16 protein-coding genes and 1 pseudogene are annotated in these 13,342 nt (G+C 55.7%); 8 read left to right on the top strand and 9 right to left on the bottom strand.

Annotation, left to right across the window (positions count from 1 at the left end; translation table 11 throughout):
* Both ACRZ9U_RS13390 and ACRZ9U_RS13385 read left to right on the top strand, forming a co-directional pair.
* Positions 1 to 139, top strand: a pseudogene (locus tag ACRZ9U_RS13390) (iron-containing alcohol dehydrogenase); the annotation flags it as partial.
* A gap of 58 nt (positions 140 to 197) precedes the next feature.
* A complete protein-coding gene (locus ACRZ9U_RS13385) occupies positions 198 to 968 on the top strand; it encodes an alpha/beta fold hydrolase (RefSeq protein ID WP_170404799.1) in 771 nt (256 codons plus the stop codon).
* A 67-nt stretch (positions 969 to 1,035) separates the two neighbouring features.
* Here the strand turns inward: ACRZ9U_RS13385 and ACRZ9U_RS13380 are convergent, their stop codons facing one another.
* The 4 genes from ACRZ9U_RS13380 to ACRZ9U_RS13365 form a co-directional block, all read right to left on the bottom strand.
* A complete protein-coding gene (locus ACRZ9U_RS13380) occupies positions 1,036 to 1,317 on the bottom strand; it encodes a hypothetical protein (RefSeq protein ID WP_170404802.1) in 282 nt (93 codons plus the stop codon).
* Between the two features lie 266 nt (positions 1,318 to 1,583).
* Positions 1,584 to 2,453 carry a hypothetical protein gene (locus tag ACRZ9U_RS13375; protein WP_170404805.1) on the bottom strand — a complete coding sequence of 290 codons (870 nt, stop codon included), beginning with the start codon at positions 2,451 to 2,453 and terminating at the stop codon, positions 1,584 to 1,586.
* Complete coding sequence (parE, locus tag ACRZ9U_RS13370) at positions 2,446 to 4,404, bottom strand: DNA topoisomerase IV subunit B (protein ID WP_170404808.1); 1,959 nt, start codon at positions 4,402 to 4,404, stop codon at positions 2,446 to 2,448. The genes ACRZ9U_RS13375 and parE overlap by 8 nt, the downstream gene beginning before the upstream one ends.
* Before the next feature lie 305 nt (positions 4,405 to 4,709).
* A complete protein-coding gene (locus ACRZ9U_RS13365) occupies positions 4,710 to 4,868 on the bottom strand; it encodes a hypothetical protein (RefSeq protein WP_170746920.1) in 159 nt (52 codons plus the stop codon).
* Between the two features lie 415 nt (positions 4,869 to 5,283).
* On the opposite strand from ACRZ9U_RS13365, the gene ACRZ9U_RS13360 reads away from it, so the two are divergent.
* From ACRZ9U_RS13360 to ACRZ9U_RS13350, 3 genes are all read left to right on the top strand, one after another.
* Positions 5,284 to 5,892, top strand: coding sequence for a peroxidase-related enzyme (locus tag ACRZ9U_RS13360; protein ID WP_170404815.1), 609 nt, complete (start codon positions 5,284 to 5,286; stop codon positions 5,890 to 5,892).
* 169 nt (positions 5,893 to 6,061) lie between these two features.
* Positions 6,062 to 6,991 carry a polyphosphate kinase 2 gene (ppk2, locus tag ACRZ9U_RS13355; protein ID WP_170404818.1) on the top strand — a complete coding sequence of 310 codons (930 nt, stop codon included), beginning with the start codon at positions 6,062 to 6,064 and terminating at the stop codon, positions 6,989 to 6,991.
* Positions 6,992 to 7,120: 129 nt separating this feature from the next.
* Positions 7,121 to 8,485, top strand: coding sequence for an MATE family efflux transporter (locus tag ACRZ9U_RS13350; protein ID WP_170404822.1), 1,365 nt, complete (start codon positions 7,121 to 7,123; stop codon positions 8,483 to 8,485).
* Positions 8,486 to 8,489: 4 nt separating this feature from the next.
* Here the strand turns inward: ACRZ9U_RS13350 and ACRZ9U_RS13345 are convergent, their stop codons facing one another.
* Positions 8,490 to 8,891: a hypothetical protein gene (locus ACRZ9U_RS13345; protein ID WP_170404825.1), complete on the bottom strand. Its 402-nt coding sequence runs from the start codon at positions 8,889 to 8,891 to the stop codon at positions 8,490 to 8,492.
* Positions 8,892 to 8,905: 14 nt separating this feature from the next.
* Positions 8,906 to 10,108: a pyridoxal phosphate-dependent aminotransferase gene (locus tag ACRZ9U_RS13340; RefSeq protein ID WP_170404828.1), complete on the bottom strand. Its 1,203-nt coding sequence runs from the start codon at positions 10,106 to 10,108 to the stop codon at positions 8,906 to 8,908.
* A gap of 92 nt (positions 10,109 to 10,200) precedes the next feature.
* Here ACRZ9U_RS13340 and ACRZ9U_RS13335 point away from each other — a divergent pair, with 92 nt between their 5' ends.
* The 3 genes from ACRZ9U_RS13335 (at position 10,201) to ACRZ9U_RS13325 (ending at position 11,422) form a co-directional block, all read left to right on the top strand.
* Entirely contained in the window at positions 10,201 to 10,593 is a 393-nt protein-coding gene (locus tag ACRZ9U_RS13335; protein ID WP_170393655.1) for a helix-turn-helix domain-containing protein, read from the top strand.
* A complete protein-coding gene (locus tag ACRZ9U_RS13330; protein ID WP_170404831.1) occupies positions 10,590 to 10,847 on the top strand; it encodes a succinate dehydrogenase assembly factor 2 in 258 nt (85 codons plus the stop codon). The genes ACRZ9U_RS13335 and ACRZ9U_RS13330 overlap by 4 nt, the downstream gene beginning before the upstream one ends.
* A 77-nt stretch (positions 10,848 to 10,924) precedes the next feature.
* On the top strand, positions 10,925 to 11,422 hold the full coding sequence (locus ACRZ9U_RS13325; RefSeq protein WP_170404834.1) for a winged helix DNA-binding protein: 498 nt from the start codon (positions 10,925 to 10,927) through the stop codon (positions 11,420 to 11,422).
* Here the strand turns inward: ACRZ9U_RS13325 and ACRZ9U_RS13320 are convergent.
* The 3 genes from ACRZ9U_RS13320 to ACRZ9U_RS13310 are packed head-to-tail and all read right to left on the bottom strand — an operon-like array spanning position 11,369 to position 13,265.
* Positions 11,369 to 12,139 carry a DUF1194 domain-containing protein gene (locus tag ACRZ9U_RS13320; protein WP_170404838.1) on the bottom strand — a complete coding sequence of 257 codons (771 nt, stop codon included), beginning with the start codon at positions 12,137 to 12,139 and terminating at the stop codon, positions 11,369 to 11,371. The genes ACRZ9U_RS13325 and ACRZ9U_RS13320 overlap by 54 nt on opposite strands.
* Positions 12,136 to 12,840, bottom strand: a complete 705-nt coding sequence (locus ACRZ9U_RS13315) for a DUF1194 domain-containing protein (RefSeq protein WP_170404841.1) — start codon at positions 12,838 to 12,840, stop codon at positions 12,136 to 12,138. Before ACRZ9U_RS13315 ends, ACRZ9U_RS13320 begins: the two co-directional genes overlap by 4 nt.
* On the bottom strand, positions 12,837 to 13,265 hold the full coding sequence (locus ACRZ9U_RS13310; protein WP_170404844.1) for a VOC family protein: 429 nt from the start codon (positions 13,263 to 13,265) through the stop codon (positions 12,837 to 12,839). The genes ACRZ9U_RS13315 and ACRZ9U_RS13310 overlap by 4 nt, the downstream gene beginning before the upstream one ends.
* Positions 13,266 to 13,342 lie beyond the last annotated feature (77 nt).

The raw sequence follows: 13,342 nt of genomic DNA, 5'->3' as shown, positions 1-13,342 counted from the left end.
CAATCTCTCCGACCTCGGCGTCACCAAAGCCGCCATCCCCGAACTGGTCCAAGGCGCAATCATCGACCCCTCATGCGGAGGGAATCCGATCGAATTGACCGAAGAAAACCTGACAACGCTCTTCAACGCAGCACACTAACAGGCTTGCCGAACCGATCCCTCACCTCTCATACTGGACAGAGGTGAGGGAGATTTTCATGACAAAAGAGATTGTTCTGATCCACGGTGCTTTTGCCGGGCCGTGGTGTATGGAGGATTATGCGGGCTTCTTTCGTGCACGTGGCTGGACGGTGCATACGCCCGCGCTACGCTACCATGGTGGCGACCCCAAGGCAGATCCCGATCCCGGCCTCACCGACACAAGCGTCCTAGATTACGCCAATGACATTTCGGACTTCGTGCAGGGGTTGGATAGCGAACCCGTGCTTCTGGGCCATGCGATTGCGGGGGTAGTGGCGCAGAAGGTGGCGTCTCGGGGGTTGGCCAGCGCAATTGTCCTGATCAACCCAAACGCGGCTTGGGGCACATTGCCGGAAACCGACGACGAACGCGCTGTGCCGCGCGCGTTGATGGAGGGTGGGGCGTTCTGGAAACAGCCCATGCGCGTCGATTTCGAACTGATGGCCCCTTTTGCGCTTAACAAGATGCCCGAGGCGCAGCAGCACGAAGTGTTCGACCAGCTTGGCCCCGAAAGCGGGCGGGTGATGTTCGAGATGTTCTTTTGGATGTTCGATGACCACCACGCGATGAAAGTGGATATCGACAAGGTCGACTGTCCGGTGCTGATCGTTTCAGGTACCGAGGACCGGGCCGTAAACCCCAATACCTGCCGTGCGCTGGCGAAGCTTTACGGAGACCGCGCGACCTTTCTGCCCGTCGAGAACCACGCGCATTTTCTGTTCATGGAACCGGGCTGGGAACGGCCAGCCGAACAGATCGCCGACTGGTTGGATCAGAATGTTGGGTAGTGGGCTAGGATGGGGTTTCACCCCATCGCCCCCATTCCGTTTTAATGGGTTGGAAACCCATCCTACGTCAGTTGTTGGTTTGAAACGTGCTCTGCGGTTTCCACGTCAGGGAACCATCATCATTGCGATGACACCGCAGCAACCGTTCCTCGCGCGTGCTGATGGTTGAGGTGACGGTATTGTCACCAGTCAGCAGAATGAAGGCGTCTGGCGAATAGGCCATGCCGTCATAGTAGCAAAACCGCGTCTCGGCCCCGTCCGGAATGGGCGATGCGGTGCTGAGCATCTGCTGCGCGGGGGCTGCCGTGGCCAGCAGGGTCAGGGCCAGCCCTAGGGTTAGTGATTTCATGTCGTCCTCCCGTTCGAAATTTATGTTCGTTCAAATTGGGTCTTGGACGCTCGGAACCTCAAATGTCGTTCTTGGATGACGGATTGAGGGTAAGTGTGAACGGGATCAACGGGTTAGGCAAGGGGTTTGCGGTGTGCCGGGCTATAACCCGGCCTACGGGGTGTGGGATCGTCCCGCACTATCCATCCAATGCTTGATGCTAAGCATCAAGCACGCGCCCGACCCGCCCCCATGGTCGGGTGCGTTCCACACCCATCCCATGCTTGCTATTCGTTAAAGAATGGGGTGAGCGTATTTGTTTGAATACGCTCCTGAGATCTGAGTTTGGATTCACATTCGATTGTGATATTTTCAGAAGCGTGTTTGTACTCTTCTATTGGAATTCCAAAAAGCCTGCGTAGAAAAGGATCTAGTTTTTTCGGAAGATATGTCACTACTATTGGTACCAGCCCAACGACCATGAAGAATGGGACAAAATCGATCAGTGATCGGCTACCAGAGCCATCAGATTCCGAATTGGCAATTGAGGAAAGATATTGAAAAGAAAAGATTAAGAATACGAAAAGTAGGAAAATACCGAACAATCCTAGTTGCCAACTATCTGATGGCCGGACAAATGTCTTAGCTTCCAAATTTGGTAAGTTCTTTAAGTCTCCGCGCAGTTCTTTTTGGAACGCGCTATCGTGCGCTAAATAGATTGTGAGAGAGGCTCCACGAGGAATGTAGACATTGTACAAAGATATTGCATCATCTCGCTCTTGCAACACTGCATGAGAACCGTTGTTGCTATCAACAACTAGGTTTGAGAACACCGTATTTGTGTTCTTTTTGAGAATTTCGATGGGTTTAGCAAAATCTTGGTCTGTTAAGCTTACGTCTGTGTTGTTCACCAACGTTATTACGTCGGTTACCAAGCTATTGCCTTCCGAACTGCCTTTTGAGACTGAGACAGAGAAACCGTCAGGCAACTCGGCAGCAACTCTCTCTTTTCTTACCCATTGAAAGAATAACTTCTTCTTAGCCCTCTCTCTGCGACTTTTGACCCAGAAAAATGCACCAATGATTGAGATAGCACTAGCTACGCCGTTGATGTAGTCGCTGTTGCTTGAGTAGAGAGAGGAAAGAAACTCAAACATCCAACTCCTCCACAAACCGCGCGTTCTCCTGAATGTATTGGAACCGCAGTTCGGGTTTTTTGCCCATCAGGCGCTCTACCAGGTCGCCGGTCTCGCCGGGTTCGTCCTCGTCGATGGTGACACGGATCAGTTTGCGCGAGGCCGGGTCCATCGTGGTCTCTTTCAGGTCCTTGGCGTCCATCTCGCCCAGACCCTTGAAGCGCGAGACGTCGATTTTGCCTTTGCCACCCAGTCCTTTTTCCAGCCACTCGTCACGCTCTGCCTCGTCCAGACAATAGACGCGTTTGGCGCCTTGGGTCAGGCGATAGAGGGGCGGGCAGGCCAGATACAAGTGGCCCGCGTCGATCATTGGGCGCATCTGCGTGAAGAAGAATGTCATCAGCAGCGAGGCGATATGCGCCCCGTCCACATCCGCGTCGGTCATGATGATAATCTTGTCATAACGCAGGTCGTCGACGTTGAACTTGGTGCCAAGCCCCACACCCAGCGCTTGGGTCAGGTCGTTGATTTCGGCATTGGTACCCAGCTTGGAACTGGCCGCGCCCAGCACGTTCAGAATCTTGCCGCGCAGGGGCAGCAGGGCCTGTGTTTTGCGGTCACGGCCCATTTTGGCGGAGCCACCGGCCGAGTCGCCCTCGACGATGAATAATTCCGTGCCGTCCCGTGTTGAACTACTACAGTCCACCAACTTGCCGGGGAGACGAAGTTTCTTAGTGGCGGACTTGCGTTGTGTTTCCTTCTCGGCCCGTCGGCGCAGGCGTTCTTCGGCCCTCAGGATGAGGAAGTCGAGGATCGCCCCGGCGGATTTCGTATCAGCCGCCAGCCAGTTATCGAAATGGTCGCGGACCGAGTTTTCGACCAGCCGCTGCGCCTCGACTGTGGCGAGGCGGTCTTTGGTTTGGCCGACGAATTCCGGTTCCGAGATAAAGCAGGACACCAGCGCGCAGCCGCCGGTGATCAGGTCGTCACGGGTGATCTGACCTGCTTTCTTGTTATTGATCAGCTCGCCATAGGCCTTGATCCCCTTGAGGACCGCAGCCCAGAAACCCGCCACATGTGTGCCGCCTTCGGGGGTGGGGACGGTGTTACAGTAGGACTGGATGAACCCGTCGCGCGAAGGTGTCCAATTGATCGCCCATTCGACTTTGCCGGGGGTGCCGAACTTCTCGTTAAAGTCCACGGTGCCGGCAAAGGGCTGCTCGGCATAGGTCGACGAGCCGTTCATCGTCTCCTTCAGATAGTCCGACAGGCCGCCGGGGAAGTGGAAGGTGGCCTCGGTCGGGGTTTCACCGTCGTCGATGGCGGATTTCCAGCGGATTTCCACGCCAGAGAACAGGTAGGCCTTTGAACGGATGGATTTGAATAGGCGCGCGGGTTTGAATTTGTGGTGGCCGAAGATGTCCGCGTCGGCGTGGAACGTGACGGTTGTACCGCGCCGGTTGGGCGCTGCGCCTACTTTTTCCACCGGTCCTAGAGGGATACCGCGCGAGAAGCGTTGTTCGAATAGCTGCTTGTCGCGTGCCACCTGCACGACCATCGAATCCGACAAGGCATTCACCACCGATGCACCCACACCGTGCAGACCGCCCGAAGTCTGATACGCCTTGCCCGAGAATTTACCGCCTGCGTGCAGGGTACACAGGATCACCTCCAGTGCCGACTTGTCGGGAAACTTGGGGTGCGGATCGATCGGAATACCGCGCCCGTTGTCGCGCACGGTCAGGGCGTAATCTGCGTGCAGTTCGACCTCTATCCGGTTGGCATGGCCCGCAACAGCTTCGTCCATTGAGTTGTCGAGTATCTCGGCCACCATATGGTGCAATGCACGCTCATCCGTGCCGCCAATATACATGCCGGGGCGTTTGCGGACCGGTTCCAGACCTTCCAGCACCTCGATGGACGAGGCGTCGTAAGCGGTCGTTGTTTCTGGCGTCAACAGATCGTCGGGCATGGGTGCTGCTCTTGTTTTTGAGTTTCCCCCATTATGGCAGGTGATGTGGTCCGGGGGAAGAGGGGCGCGAGGTGTTGTATCCGGTTTGTCGGGGCCAACGGAACCGGAGCAATATTCAGCGCTGTATTGCAGCGCGTTTACAATGACAGCCAGAGAGTTTTGTCTTTAAAGCCACCTCGAACAAGAGAACTTTCCCCAAGCACATCCGAATATTCGTCATCCCAATCACGGAACCGGTCATTTGTGACGATAGCAGCACCGAGATCCCGCGCTACCTAAAGGACCAGCGGGTCGGCAGGAGTACCCTATGGCGCAACCATCACGTGGCTGCGTGGCGACCCAAGCAAAGCCGCAATGGAACTGTCGTTCATATAGCGATTTGAGATTTTGTATCCTACATTGGCATCAAAGACGACGCCCGGTGTCCGCCCCTTTGTCTTCAACTCGTCGACAACCTCGCGCACTGAGACGATATTAGGAACACCGCCTTTCCAGTGCAAAACACTTGATCCATCGACGACAGCCCAGTTTTTTGAAGTATTGAGCGGGCGTAGCCTTTTTCCGAACAGTAGCAGCAAACTTGCCAATGCGCACGGACCTGTCAGCAATAACCAATCTGAGAACGCTGGATTGAACATAGCTATAGCAGAGCCAAAACAAGACAGGGCAAAAATACAGATGAGAGGGCGCACAGTTGAAAAGTCTTTGGTCAGAAAGTTGTTTCACTAGGGACGTAGCAGACAGTAAGGGTAGCTGCCCAGCATATATCAGTTATGCAAAACAGATTGTTATTAAACCGCGAGCTTTCCAAGGTCTCGTCATATTTCGAAATCACGTTTAGGCTTTGTTCCGGAAGCAGAAATCAGGGGAGCAGAAGAATTGAGTTGGATCAGAACCATTCCACTCGAAGAGGCTACGGGAAAGCTGAGGAGGCTTTATGAACGGGTTACCGGGCCGGACAACAATGTAGACAACATCATGATGGCGCACAGCCTGCGGCCGCATTCGATGGAAGGCCATATGGCGATGTACAAGGCGGTGCTGCATCACTCGGGCAACAAGATACCGAAATGGTTTCTTGAGGTGTTGGGCGTGTGGGTCAGCTCTCTGAACCGGTGCGGGTATTGCGTAGAACATCACTTTTCCGGATTGCAGCGGTTGCTGCAGGATGAGGTGCGCGGCAATGCGATCCGTGCGGCGATTGAGGCGCGTGATCCGGCCTCGGCCCCGCTAGACGCGGCACAGGTCGAAGCGATGAGATATGCGCGCAAGCTGACCGACGCACCCGGTGATCTGACTGAGGCGGATGTGATCGCTCTGCGAGAGGCGGGGTGGGAAGATGGCGAGATTCTGGAGATCAATCAGGTGTGTTCTTATTTCTCCTATGCGAACAGAACCGTTTTGGGTTTGGGGTGTTCGACTGACGGAGACGTTTTGGGCTTGTCGCCGAACAACTCGGACAATCCTAATGATTGGGGACATCGGTAAGTGCGGGGCTGGCCGCTCCCCCCTATGTATTTTGGGGTCATGTAAAGAACGGGCATAGGCTTGTTCTTTGACGCCCCGATAAAACCTATGTCAATTTGACACCAATCAAAGCGCGCCGTGTGACAATCGGCTAAGCATCTCCTCGACAGTGAAACCGAGGAGAACATGTATGGATGCGGCACCCCAGATCAAACAAAAATCATCTCAGATCAAAGCTGTAACTGACCTGAAGGCGGATGCCTCGGCACCAACATCCGAGAAAATCCGGCAAGCTTTTGAGAGCGGCAAGTACCCCTATGGCCGCAAGATGGCACGCAAGGATTACGAGGCGCAAAAGGCCGAGCTGCAGGCAGAGTTGCTGAAGGTTCAATTGTGGGCGCAGGAGACTGGGCAGCGGTTTGTGCTGTTGTTCGAGGGCCGCGACGCCGCCGGCAAGGGTGGGACCATCAAGCGGTTCATGGAGCATCTGAACCCGCGTCAGGCGCGTGTGGTCGCATTGAACAAGCCGACGGATGAGGAGAAGGGGCAGTGGTATTACCAGCGTTATGTGCAGCAGCTGCCCACCGTGGGCGAGATGGTGTTTTATGATCGGTCCTGGTACAACCGTGCGGGCGTCGAGCGGGTGATGGGCTTCTGCTCACCCAATGAGTATCTGGAATTCATGCGGCAGACGCCCGAGTTGGAGCGGATGCTGGTGCGCTCGGGCATTCAACTTTATAAGTACTGGTTCTCGGTCACGCAGGAAGAGCAGCAGCGGCGCTTTGGGAGTCGTGAAACTGATCCGTTGAAGCAATGGAAACTGTCACCGATTGACAAGGCTAGCCTGAGCAAATGGGATGACTATACCGAGGCGAAAGAGGCGATGTTCTTCTACACCGACACCGCTGATGCGCCCTGGACGATTGTCAAATCCAACGACAAGAAACGCGCGCGTCTGAACTGCATGCGGCATTTCCTGTCGACGCTGGACTACCCGGACAAAGACCTCAGGATCGTTGGTGAGCCTGATCCGTTGATAGTTGGGCAGGCGCATCACGTAATTCATAACTCGGACCATATTCTGGGGACAGCGCTGCATCCTGACGCGAAGATCGGCTGAAAATCGATAAACTGTAAAGCAGTTGCACCAAAGGTGATGGCTTGCGTCGCTTTGTTCTCGTTAGTCTCATTATGAAATAAGTTTGTTCCGCTCTTGTCTCGGGCAGCGCGCAAGCCTAAGGCTGGCGGAATGAACAAGGTGATGACATATCCCGGCCATTTGCGCGCAATCGCGGTGCTGGGCCTGCCGTTGATTGGCGGGCATCTGGCACAGTATGCGATTGGTTTGACCGATACAGTCATGCTGGGCTGGTACGGTGTCGAGGCGTTGGCTGCCGTGACGCTGGCCAACAGCTATTATTTCGTCCTGTTCCTGTTTGGTGCCGGGTTTGGGTGGGCTGTAATGCCGATGGTAGCGACCGCTGCCGCCGAGGAAAATGAGACCAGCATTCGCCGCTCCACTCGCATGGGTCTGTGGCTATCACTGATCTATGCGACGGTGATGATGCCCCTTTTGTGGTGGTCCCATCCGATCCTGATTGCTTTGAAGCAAGAGCCGCAAGTCGCTGAAACTGCGTCAGTATACCTGCGGGTCGCGGGGTGGGGCTTGTTCCCGGCGCTGTTGGTGATGGTCCTGAAGTCCTATTTGGCCGCGCTTGAGCGGACGCAGATTGTGCTGTGGATCACGATTGTTGCAGCTGTGGTCAATGGCGTGACCAACTATGCGCTGATCTTCGGAAACTGGGGCGCGCCCGAACTTGGGGTGATTGGTGCGGCTATCGCGTCAGTGGTGACGCAGATCGTATCATTGGTGGCGGTCGTGATCTATGCGGTGCGTGCGTTGCCGGAACACAGCTTGTTTCAGCGGTTTTGGCGCCCGGATTGGGAGATGTTCATGAGCGTGCTGCGTTTGGGCGTTCCCATCGGTCTGACGACACTGGCGGAGGTGTCGTTGTTCGCGATCTCTGCTGTCATGATGGGCTGGTTGGGTCCAGTGCCGCTGGCAGCTCACGGGATTGCGTTAAACCTCGCCTCGGCGACATTCATGGTTCATTTGGGCCTGTCTAATGTGGCGACTATTCGGGCGGGCAACGCGTTGGGTCGACGGGATCGGGCGCATCTTGAGAAAGGCGCGATTACGGTGACCGGGATGTCGTTGATCGTGTCGGTCTTGACGATTGTTCTATTCCTGACATGCGCTGAGCCCCTGATCTCGCTGTTTATGGAGGCCGATGATCCGCAGCGGCCACAGATTCTGCTAATCGGCACTGGCCTGCTGGCGATGGCTGCTTTGTTCCAGCTGGTCGATGGGGCGCAGGTCATCGCACTAGGCCTGTTGCGAGGTTTGCAGGATGCAAAAATACCGATGGTGATGGCCGCACTCAGCTATTGGGTGATCGGTATCCCCGCTTCGTACTATTTCGGCTTTGTTCAAGGTATGGAGGGGATCGGAGTCTGGCTTGGCCTCGTGATTGGCCTTGCTTGTGCTGCCGTATTGTTGATGGCGCGCTTCTGGCTAAGGTCGGTGCGCGATGTAGGAGAAGTTCCCGCCTAGGGGATCATTCTTTGCTCATCCGGTCGGATTTCTTTCGAACAAGTACCGACCGCAAGTCGTGCATTGCCATCAGCAATGGGTCGGTCACGTCCTCTAATTGCGCATCCGTTGCTTTAGACTGGGCCCATTGCGTGGTCAGATTCAGGTAGTCAACCGCACGGTGTATATCATCCATATCGCGGCGGGATAGCAGGGCTTTGCGCTCTTCCATCCAGCGCGCGATTTCATCGTTGTCGGCGTCGCTTAGTACACGCTGGCCCTGCGGTTTGACCTCGCCATTGCGGATGTTGATGACCGCGATCTGTTCCATCTCGATCCGGCGATGGCGATTTTCCGTGTCGATCCTGAACACCGCTGCCCCATTTTCGCGCACGCGGAAATAGTATTCAGGCAGGGCTGTGGACATAACAAACTCCGGTATCAGGTGAGCGCGGCGCAAAAACGTTGGATGCGTGTGCAGGCTTCAGTCAGGGCTTCATCAGAGGTCGCATAGCTGACGCGGAAATTGGGCGACAGACCAAAAGCTGCGCCAAACACCACCGCCACGTCGGCCTCTTCCAGCAGGGCGATTGCGAAGGTTTCGTCCGAATCTATCACGGTGCCCGCGGGTGTGGTTTTCCCGATCAAGCCTGCAATTGATGGATAGACGTAGAACGCGCCTTCGGGTGTCGGGCACGAGATACCGTCGATTTGGCTGAGCATGTCGACGACCAGATCGCGACGGCGTTTGAAGATCTCATTATTCGGCGCAAGAAATGCTTGAGTTCCATTCAGAGCCTCGACTGCTGCCCATTGGCTGACCGAACTGGGATTCGAAGTTGATTGAGATTGCACCTTGCGCATCGCGGCGATCAACTCGACCGGGCCTGCCGCATAGCCAATACGCCAACCGGTCATGGCATAGGCTTTGGAGACGCCATTGCAGGTCAGCGTCCGATCATAAAGTCTCGGTTCCACCTGTGCGGGCGTGCAGAACTCGAACCCGTCATAGGCCAGGTGCTCATACATATCATCGGTCATCACCCAGACATGCGGATGTCGCATCAGGACATCAGTCAGTTCTTTTAGTTCAGAACGGCTATAGCCCGCCCCGGTGGGATTCGAGGGTGAGTTGAAGATGAACCATTTCGTTTTAGGTGTGATTGCGGCTTCCAGTTGATCCGCTGTCAGTTTGAAATTGGTCTGCAGCGAAGTCTCGACGATCACTGGTGTGCCACCGGCCAGTAACACCATGTCCGGGTAGCTGACCCAATAGGGCGCGGGGATGAGGACCTCATCGCCCTCGTTCAGCGTAGCCATCAGCGCGTTGTAAAGCGTCTGCTTACCCCCGGTCCCGACCGAGACCTGAGCGGGCGTATAGTCCAATCCGTGGTCACGCTTCATCTTGGCGCAGACCGCCTGTTTCAGCTCGGGGATGCCGTCCGGAGCAGTGTATTTGGTCTTGCCCGCAGCGATGGCGGCCACGGCGGCGTCCTTGATGTTCTGCGGCGTGTCGAAATCGGGCTCGCCTGCGCTCAGCCCGATCACATCGCGCCCGGCGGCCTTCAGCTCGGCTGCTTTGGACGTCATCGCGATGGTGGGCGAGGGTTTTACGCGTGACAGTGTCGCAGACAGGAAACTCATGGTCGGCCTCGGTTTGTATGTTCAGCCCGACTGTCATAGGGTGCGCCGAAATAACGATCAAGCCAATTGAGTTTTACCCTTTGGAGACCCCGATGAACGACGAAACAGACTGGTTCGGACCGGACACCGCAACCTTCGGGGATCGCGTTGCTGGCGCACGCGAAGCCGCAGGTATGACGCAGACCCAATTGGCTCGCAGGCTTGGTGTCAAAAAAGCCACGATCACCTCGTGGGAAGATGATTTGTCGGAACCCCGCGCGAACAAGCTGTCGATGATGGCGGGGCTACTGAATGTCTCGATCATGTGGCTTCTGACGGGCGAGGGCGACGGCATGGACGAAACAAGCCTGCATGGCGATACGGACTCGGAATTGCGCGATCTTGTTGCAGAGCTCCGCACGATCCGAGGTGAGATGCGAGCCAACTCCGAGCGTCTGGCTCGCGTCGAAAAAGCGCTGCGTCTGAAATTGGAACGCAATCAATGACCGAGCCGCGCGAGACCCGGATCAAGCGCATGAAAATGCGTTCGATGCGGCGGGGCATCAAAGAGATGGATTTGATCCTGGCGGCATATGCCGATCGCAATCTGTCTTCGATGGACGAGGCGGGATTGGACACATATGATGCCTTGCTGCATGAAAATGATCAGGACCTTTATCAATGGGTCACTGGTCAGGCCAGCCCGCCGGAACCACTGGCCGAATTGATCGCGGATATCGCGCAAACCTTTCAAAAATAAGCAATCATCAGGCTTAACCGATTTTTCGGGAATTCGCGTCATGTTTTCAGAAACAGCGCGATGAATCGGAGGATTGAATGAGTATGGAGTTAAAGGTCACCGCGCCCGGGACCAAGGGGTTCATGACGAGCTATCTTGAGGCGTTGGCGCTGGTCGAGCGTCTGCATCGCTTGCTTCTGGACGTCATCAAGGATGAATTCGAGCGTGTCGGCGTACTTGAGATCAACGCGGTGCAGGCCCTGCTGTTGTTCAACATAGGCGACCATGAAGTAACCGCCGGAGAGTTGAAGAGCCGTGGTTACTATCAAGGCAGCAATGTCAGCTACAATCTTAAGAAACTGGTCGAGATGGGCTATATGCACCATCAACGATGCGAGATTGACCGCCGCTCGGTACGGGTACGCCTGACCCTGCGCGGGCGTGAGATTCGTGACATCGTGTCAGACCTGTTCGCCCGCCATGCAGAAGGGCTGCAAAACCGCGGCGTGATCGGGACCAATGGGATTGAAGAGATCACCGGTTCACTGCGTCGGGTCGAACGATATTGGACCGATCAGATTCGGTATATCTACTGATAGCTTTGATGGCTGAGTTTGGGACAGCGACAGACCCTCAAGCTCACGGATCAGTTTACGTGTCATCGCATCTTCATAGGCTTCGAAGCCAAGGGCGACTTCGACGAAAGCATCGGGGCCTCGGATGACCCACGCGTGGTAATAGGCGGATAGCTCCCCAATCTCTACCTGGCGGGTGTCTCCTGGATTGGGGTCGTCGATACCGATTACAAGGGCATTGATTGTAATATCAGTGTTTTGCAAAGCGGCTTTTATGTCCCGCGGGTGATGTCCGAGATTGTGTTTACCATCACCGGACAGATCCAGTGTTCGCCGCCAGCAATCGCTTTGGCTCTCCAACATCTCAGCACCGTACAACATGGCCGACCCGACCGCCGTTCCCTGCGGCGCTGATGAGCGTGTTGTGCTTTCTAAATGTTGCTGAATTCGACGCAGATCAGCAGTCGAGCGAACATCTGTCCAACCAAGCAAGAGGCGTTGGTGGCCAGGTTCGCTCCATTCGTAGATAGCGATCCGAATAAAGGTAGACGGGTTTGAAAGGATCAGTTGAACCACCTCGGGATGGCGCAACGCCGCCGCAAGGCCACTAAGTTGCAACCTGTACTCACGACTGTCGACCGAACCAGAGACATCCATTCCCAACGCCAAAGCCTGTCGACATTGCGCTGAAAGCGGGTTGGCCAGCAGGCAAAGAAGTGTCGCACACAGGCGGATCATTTCGCATTATCCGGTTGCAACGCACTAAGTTCCAACCCTTTCAATTCCCGTTCCAGTTTGCGACGCATGGCACGCTCAAAATCTTCGAACCCGGCGGCGATCTCAAGAAAAGCACCGGGTCCGTGTAGTACATTTTTCTGAAAGAACGGGATCAAGTCGATTTCTCCTTCGAAATCAGCTGCATTGATCACCAGACCATTCACGGTCGTGTTTTCGAATGGAAAGTGCTTGTAGGCGATCTGTGGCCCGTAGCCATCGTTATTCTTGCCATCGCCCGAGATATCAATGGTTTGGAACAGACAATTCGGGGCGCTCTCCATCAGGGTCGCCCCAAAAGCCAGTGCGTGACCCATCGCAGTCGGGAACTCGTCTTCCGATCGCTTCGATGTGCCGATCCGATGCGCGGCGGAGATCAAATTGGCCCGAGTATCGATTATCGTCCAATCCAAAAGCAATGTCTGGTTGAAACTGCCGGACCATTCATAGACGGCTAATGCAACCGGTTGAGGTGAAAGGAAGAAAGCCTCCTGCACCTCGGGCGCAATCAATGCGTTGGCCAGCCCCTGTCGTTGCAGCGCATCCTCGGTCGCGTCCACCGAGGTCGAGATGTCCATTGCCAGCGCCAGCGCCAGGCGGCAGGTCTCGGCCCAAAGGGGGCTGCCCGTGACAGCCAGCCCCAGTGCTCCCAGCCAGCGGATCACCAGTGGCCGGTGCTTTCCATGCTAGACCAAGGCTCCGCCGGGGCCAGCGCTTCACCATTTTGCAGCAACTCAACTGAGATATTGTCAGGCGAGCGGACGAATGCCATGCGCCCGTCGCGCGGCGGGCGGTTGATCACAACGCCATTGTCCTGAAGGTGCTGGCAGGTCTCGTAAATGTTGTCGACACCATAGGCGAGATGCCCGAAATGGCGGCTGTCGCTTGGCAGTGCGTCGTCGCCATCCCAGTTGTATGTAAGTTCAATGGGCGCGTCCTCTTGTCCCGGTGGGGCGAGGAATACCAGTGTGAACCGCGCAGCCTCGCTTTCATAACGACGCGTTTCCTTCAGGCCCAATAGTTCATAAAACGCTATGGATTTCTCAAGATCCTTCACGCGGACCATGGTGTGGAGATATGTCAGCCCCATCGCGACTTTCCTTGCATTGGTTGTGATGCCAAGCACCTTAGCGCGCCTTCATCCCATGTCGAGGGGCTGGCCGGACA

Source organism: Ruegeria sp. D7 (genome assembly GCF_056534355.1).
Note: the sequence above shows the minus strand (reverse complement) of the source record. Positions and strands in the feature narration are given on the sequence as shown.

Bases quoted from the DNA above. Each gene is read 5' to 3' on its own strand.
- ACRZ9U_RS13310 (WP_170404844.1), bottom strand. From the start codon at position 13,265: ATGGGGCTGACATATCTCCACACCATGGTCCGCGTGAAGGATCTTGAG.
- ACRZ9U_RS13345 (WP_170404825.1), bottom strand. From the start codon at position 8,891: ATGTCCACAGCCCTGCCTGAATACTATTTCCGCGTGCGCGAAAATGGG.
- ACRZ9U_RS13325 (WP_170404834.1), top strand. From the start codon at position 10,925: ATGAGTATGGAGTTAAAGGTCACCGCGCCCGGGACCAAGGGGTTCATG.
- ACRZ9U_RS13340 (WP_170404828.1), bottom strand. From the start codon at position 10,108: ATGAGTTTCCTGTCTGCGACACTGTCACGCGTAAAACCCTCGCCCACC.
- ACRZ9U_RS13335 (WP_170393655.1), top strand. From the start codon at position 10,201: ATGAACGACGAAACAGACTGGTTCGGACCGGACACCGCAACCTTCGGG.
- ppk2 (WP_170404818.1), top strand. From the start codon at position 6,062: ATGGATGCGGCACCCCAGATCAAACAAAAATCATCTCAGATCAAAGCT.
- ACRZ9U_RS13350 (WP_170404822.1), top strand. From the start codon at position 7,121: ATGAACAAGGTGATGACATATCCCGGCCATTTGCGCGCAATCGCGGTG.
- ACRZ9U_RS13330 (WP_170404831.1), top strand. From the start codon at position 10,590: ATGACCGAGCCGCGCGAGACCCGGATCAAGCGCATGAAAATGCGTTCG.
- parE (WP_170404808.1), bottom strand. From the start codon at position 4,404: ATGCCCGACGATCTGTTGACGCCAGAAACAACGACCGCTTACGACGCC.
- ACRZ9U_RS13385 (WP_170404799.1), top strand. From the start codon at position 198: ATGACAAAAGAGATTGTTCTGATCCACGGTGCTTTTGCCGGGCCGTGG.
- ACRZ9U_RS13320 (WP_170404838.1), bottom strand. From the start codon at position 12,139: ATGATCCGCCTGTGTGCGACACTTCTTTGCCTGCTGGCCAACCCGCTT.
- ACRZ9U_RS13380 (WP_170404802.1), bottom strand. From the start codon at position 1,317: ATGAAATCACTAACCCTAGGGCTGGCCCTGACCCTGCTGGCCACGGCA.
- ACRZ9U_RS13375 (WP_170404805.1), bottom strand. From the start codon at position 2,453: ATGTTTGAGTTTCTTTCCTCTCTCTACTCAAGCAACAGCGACTACATC.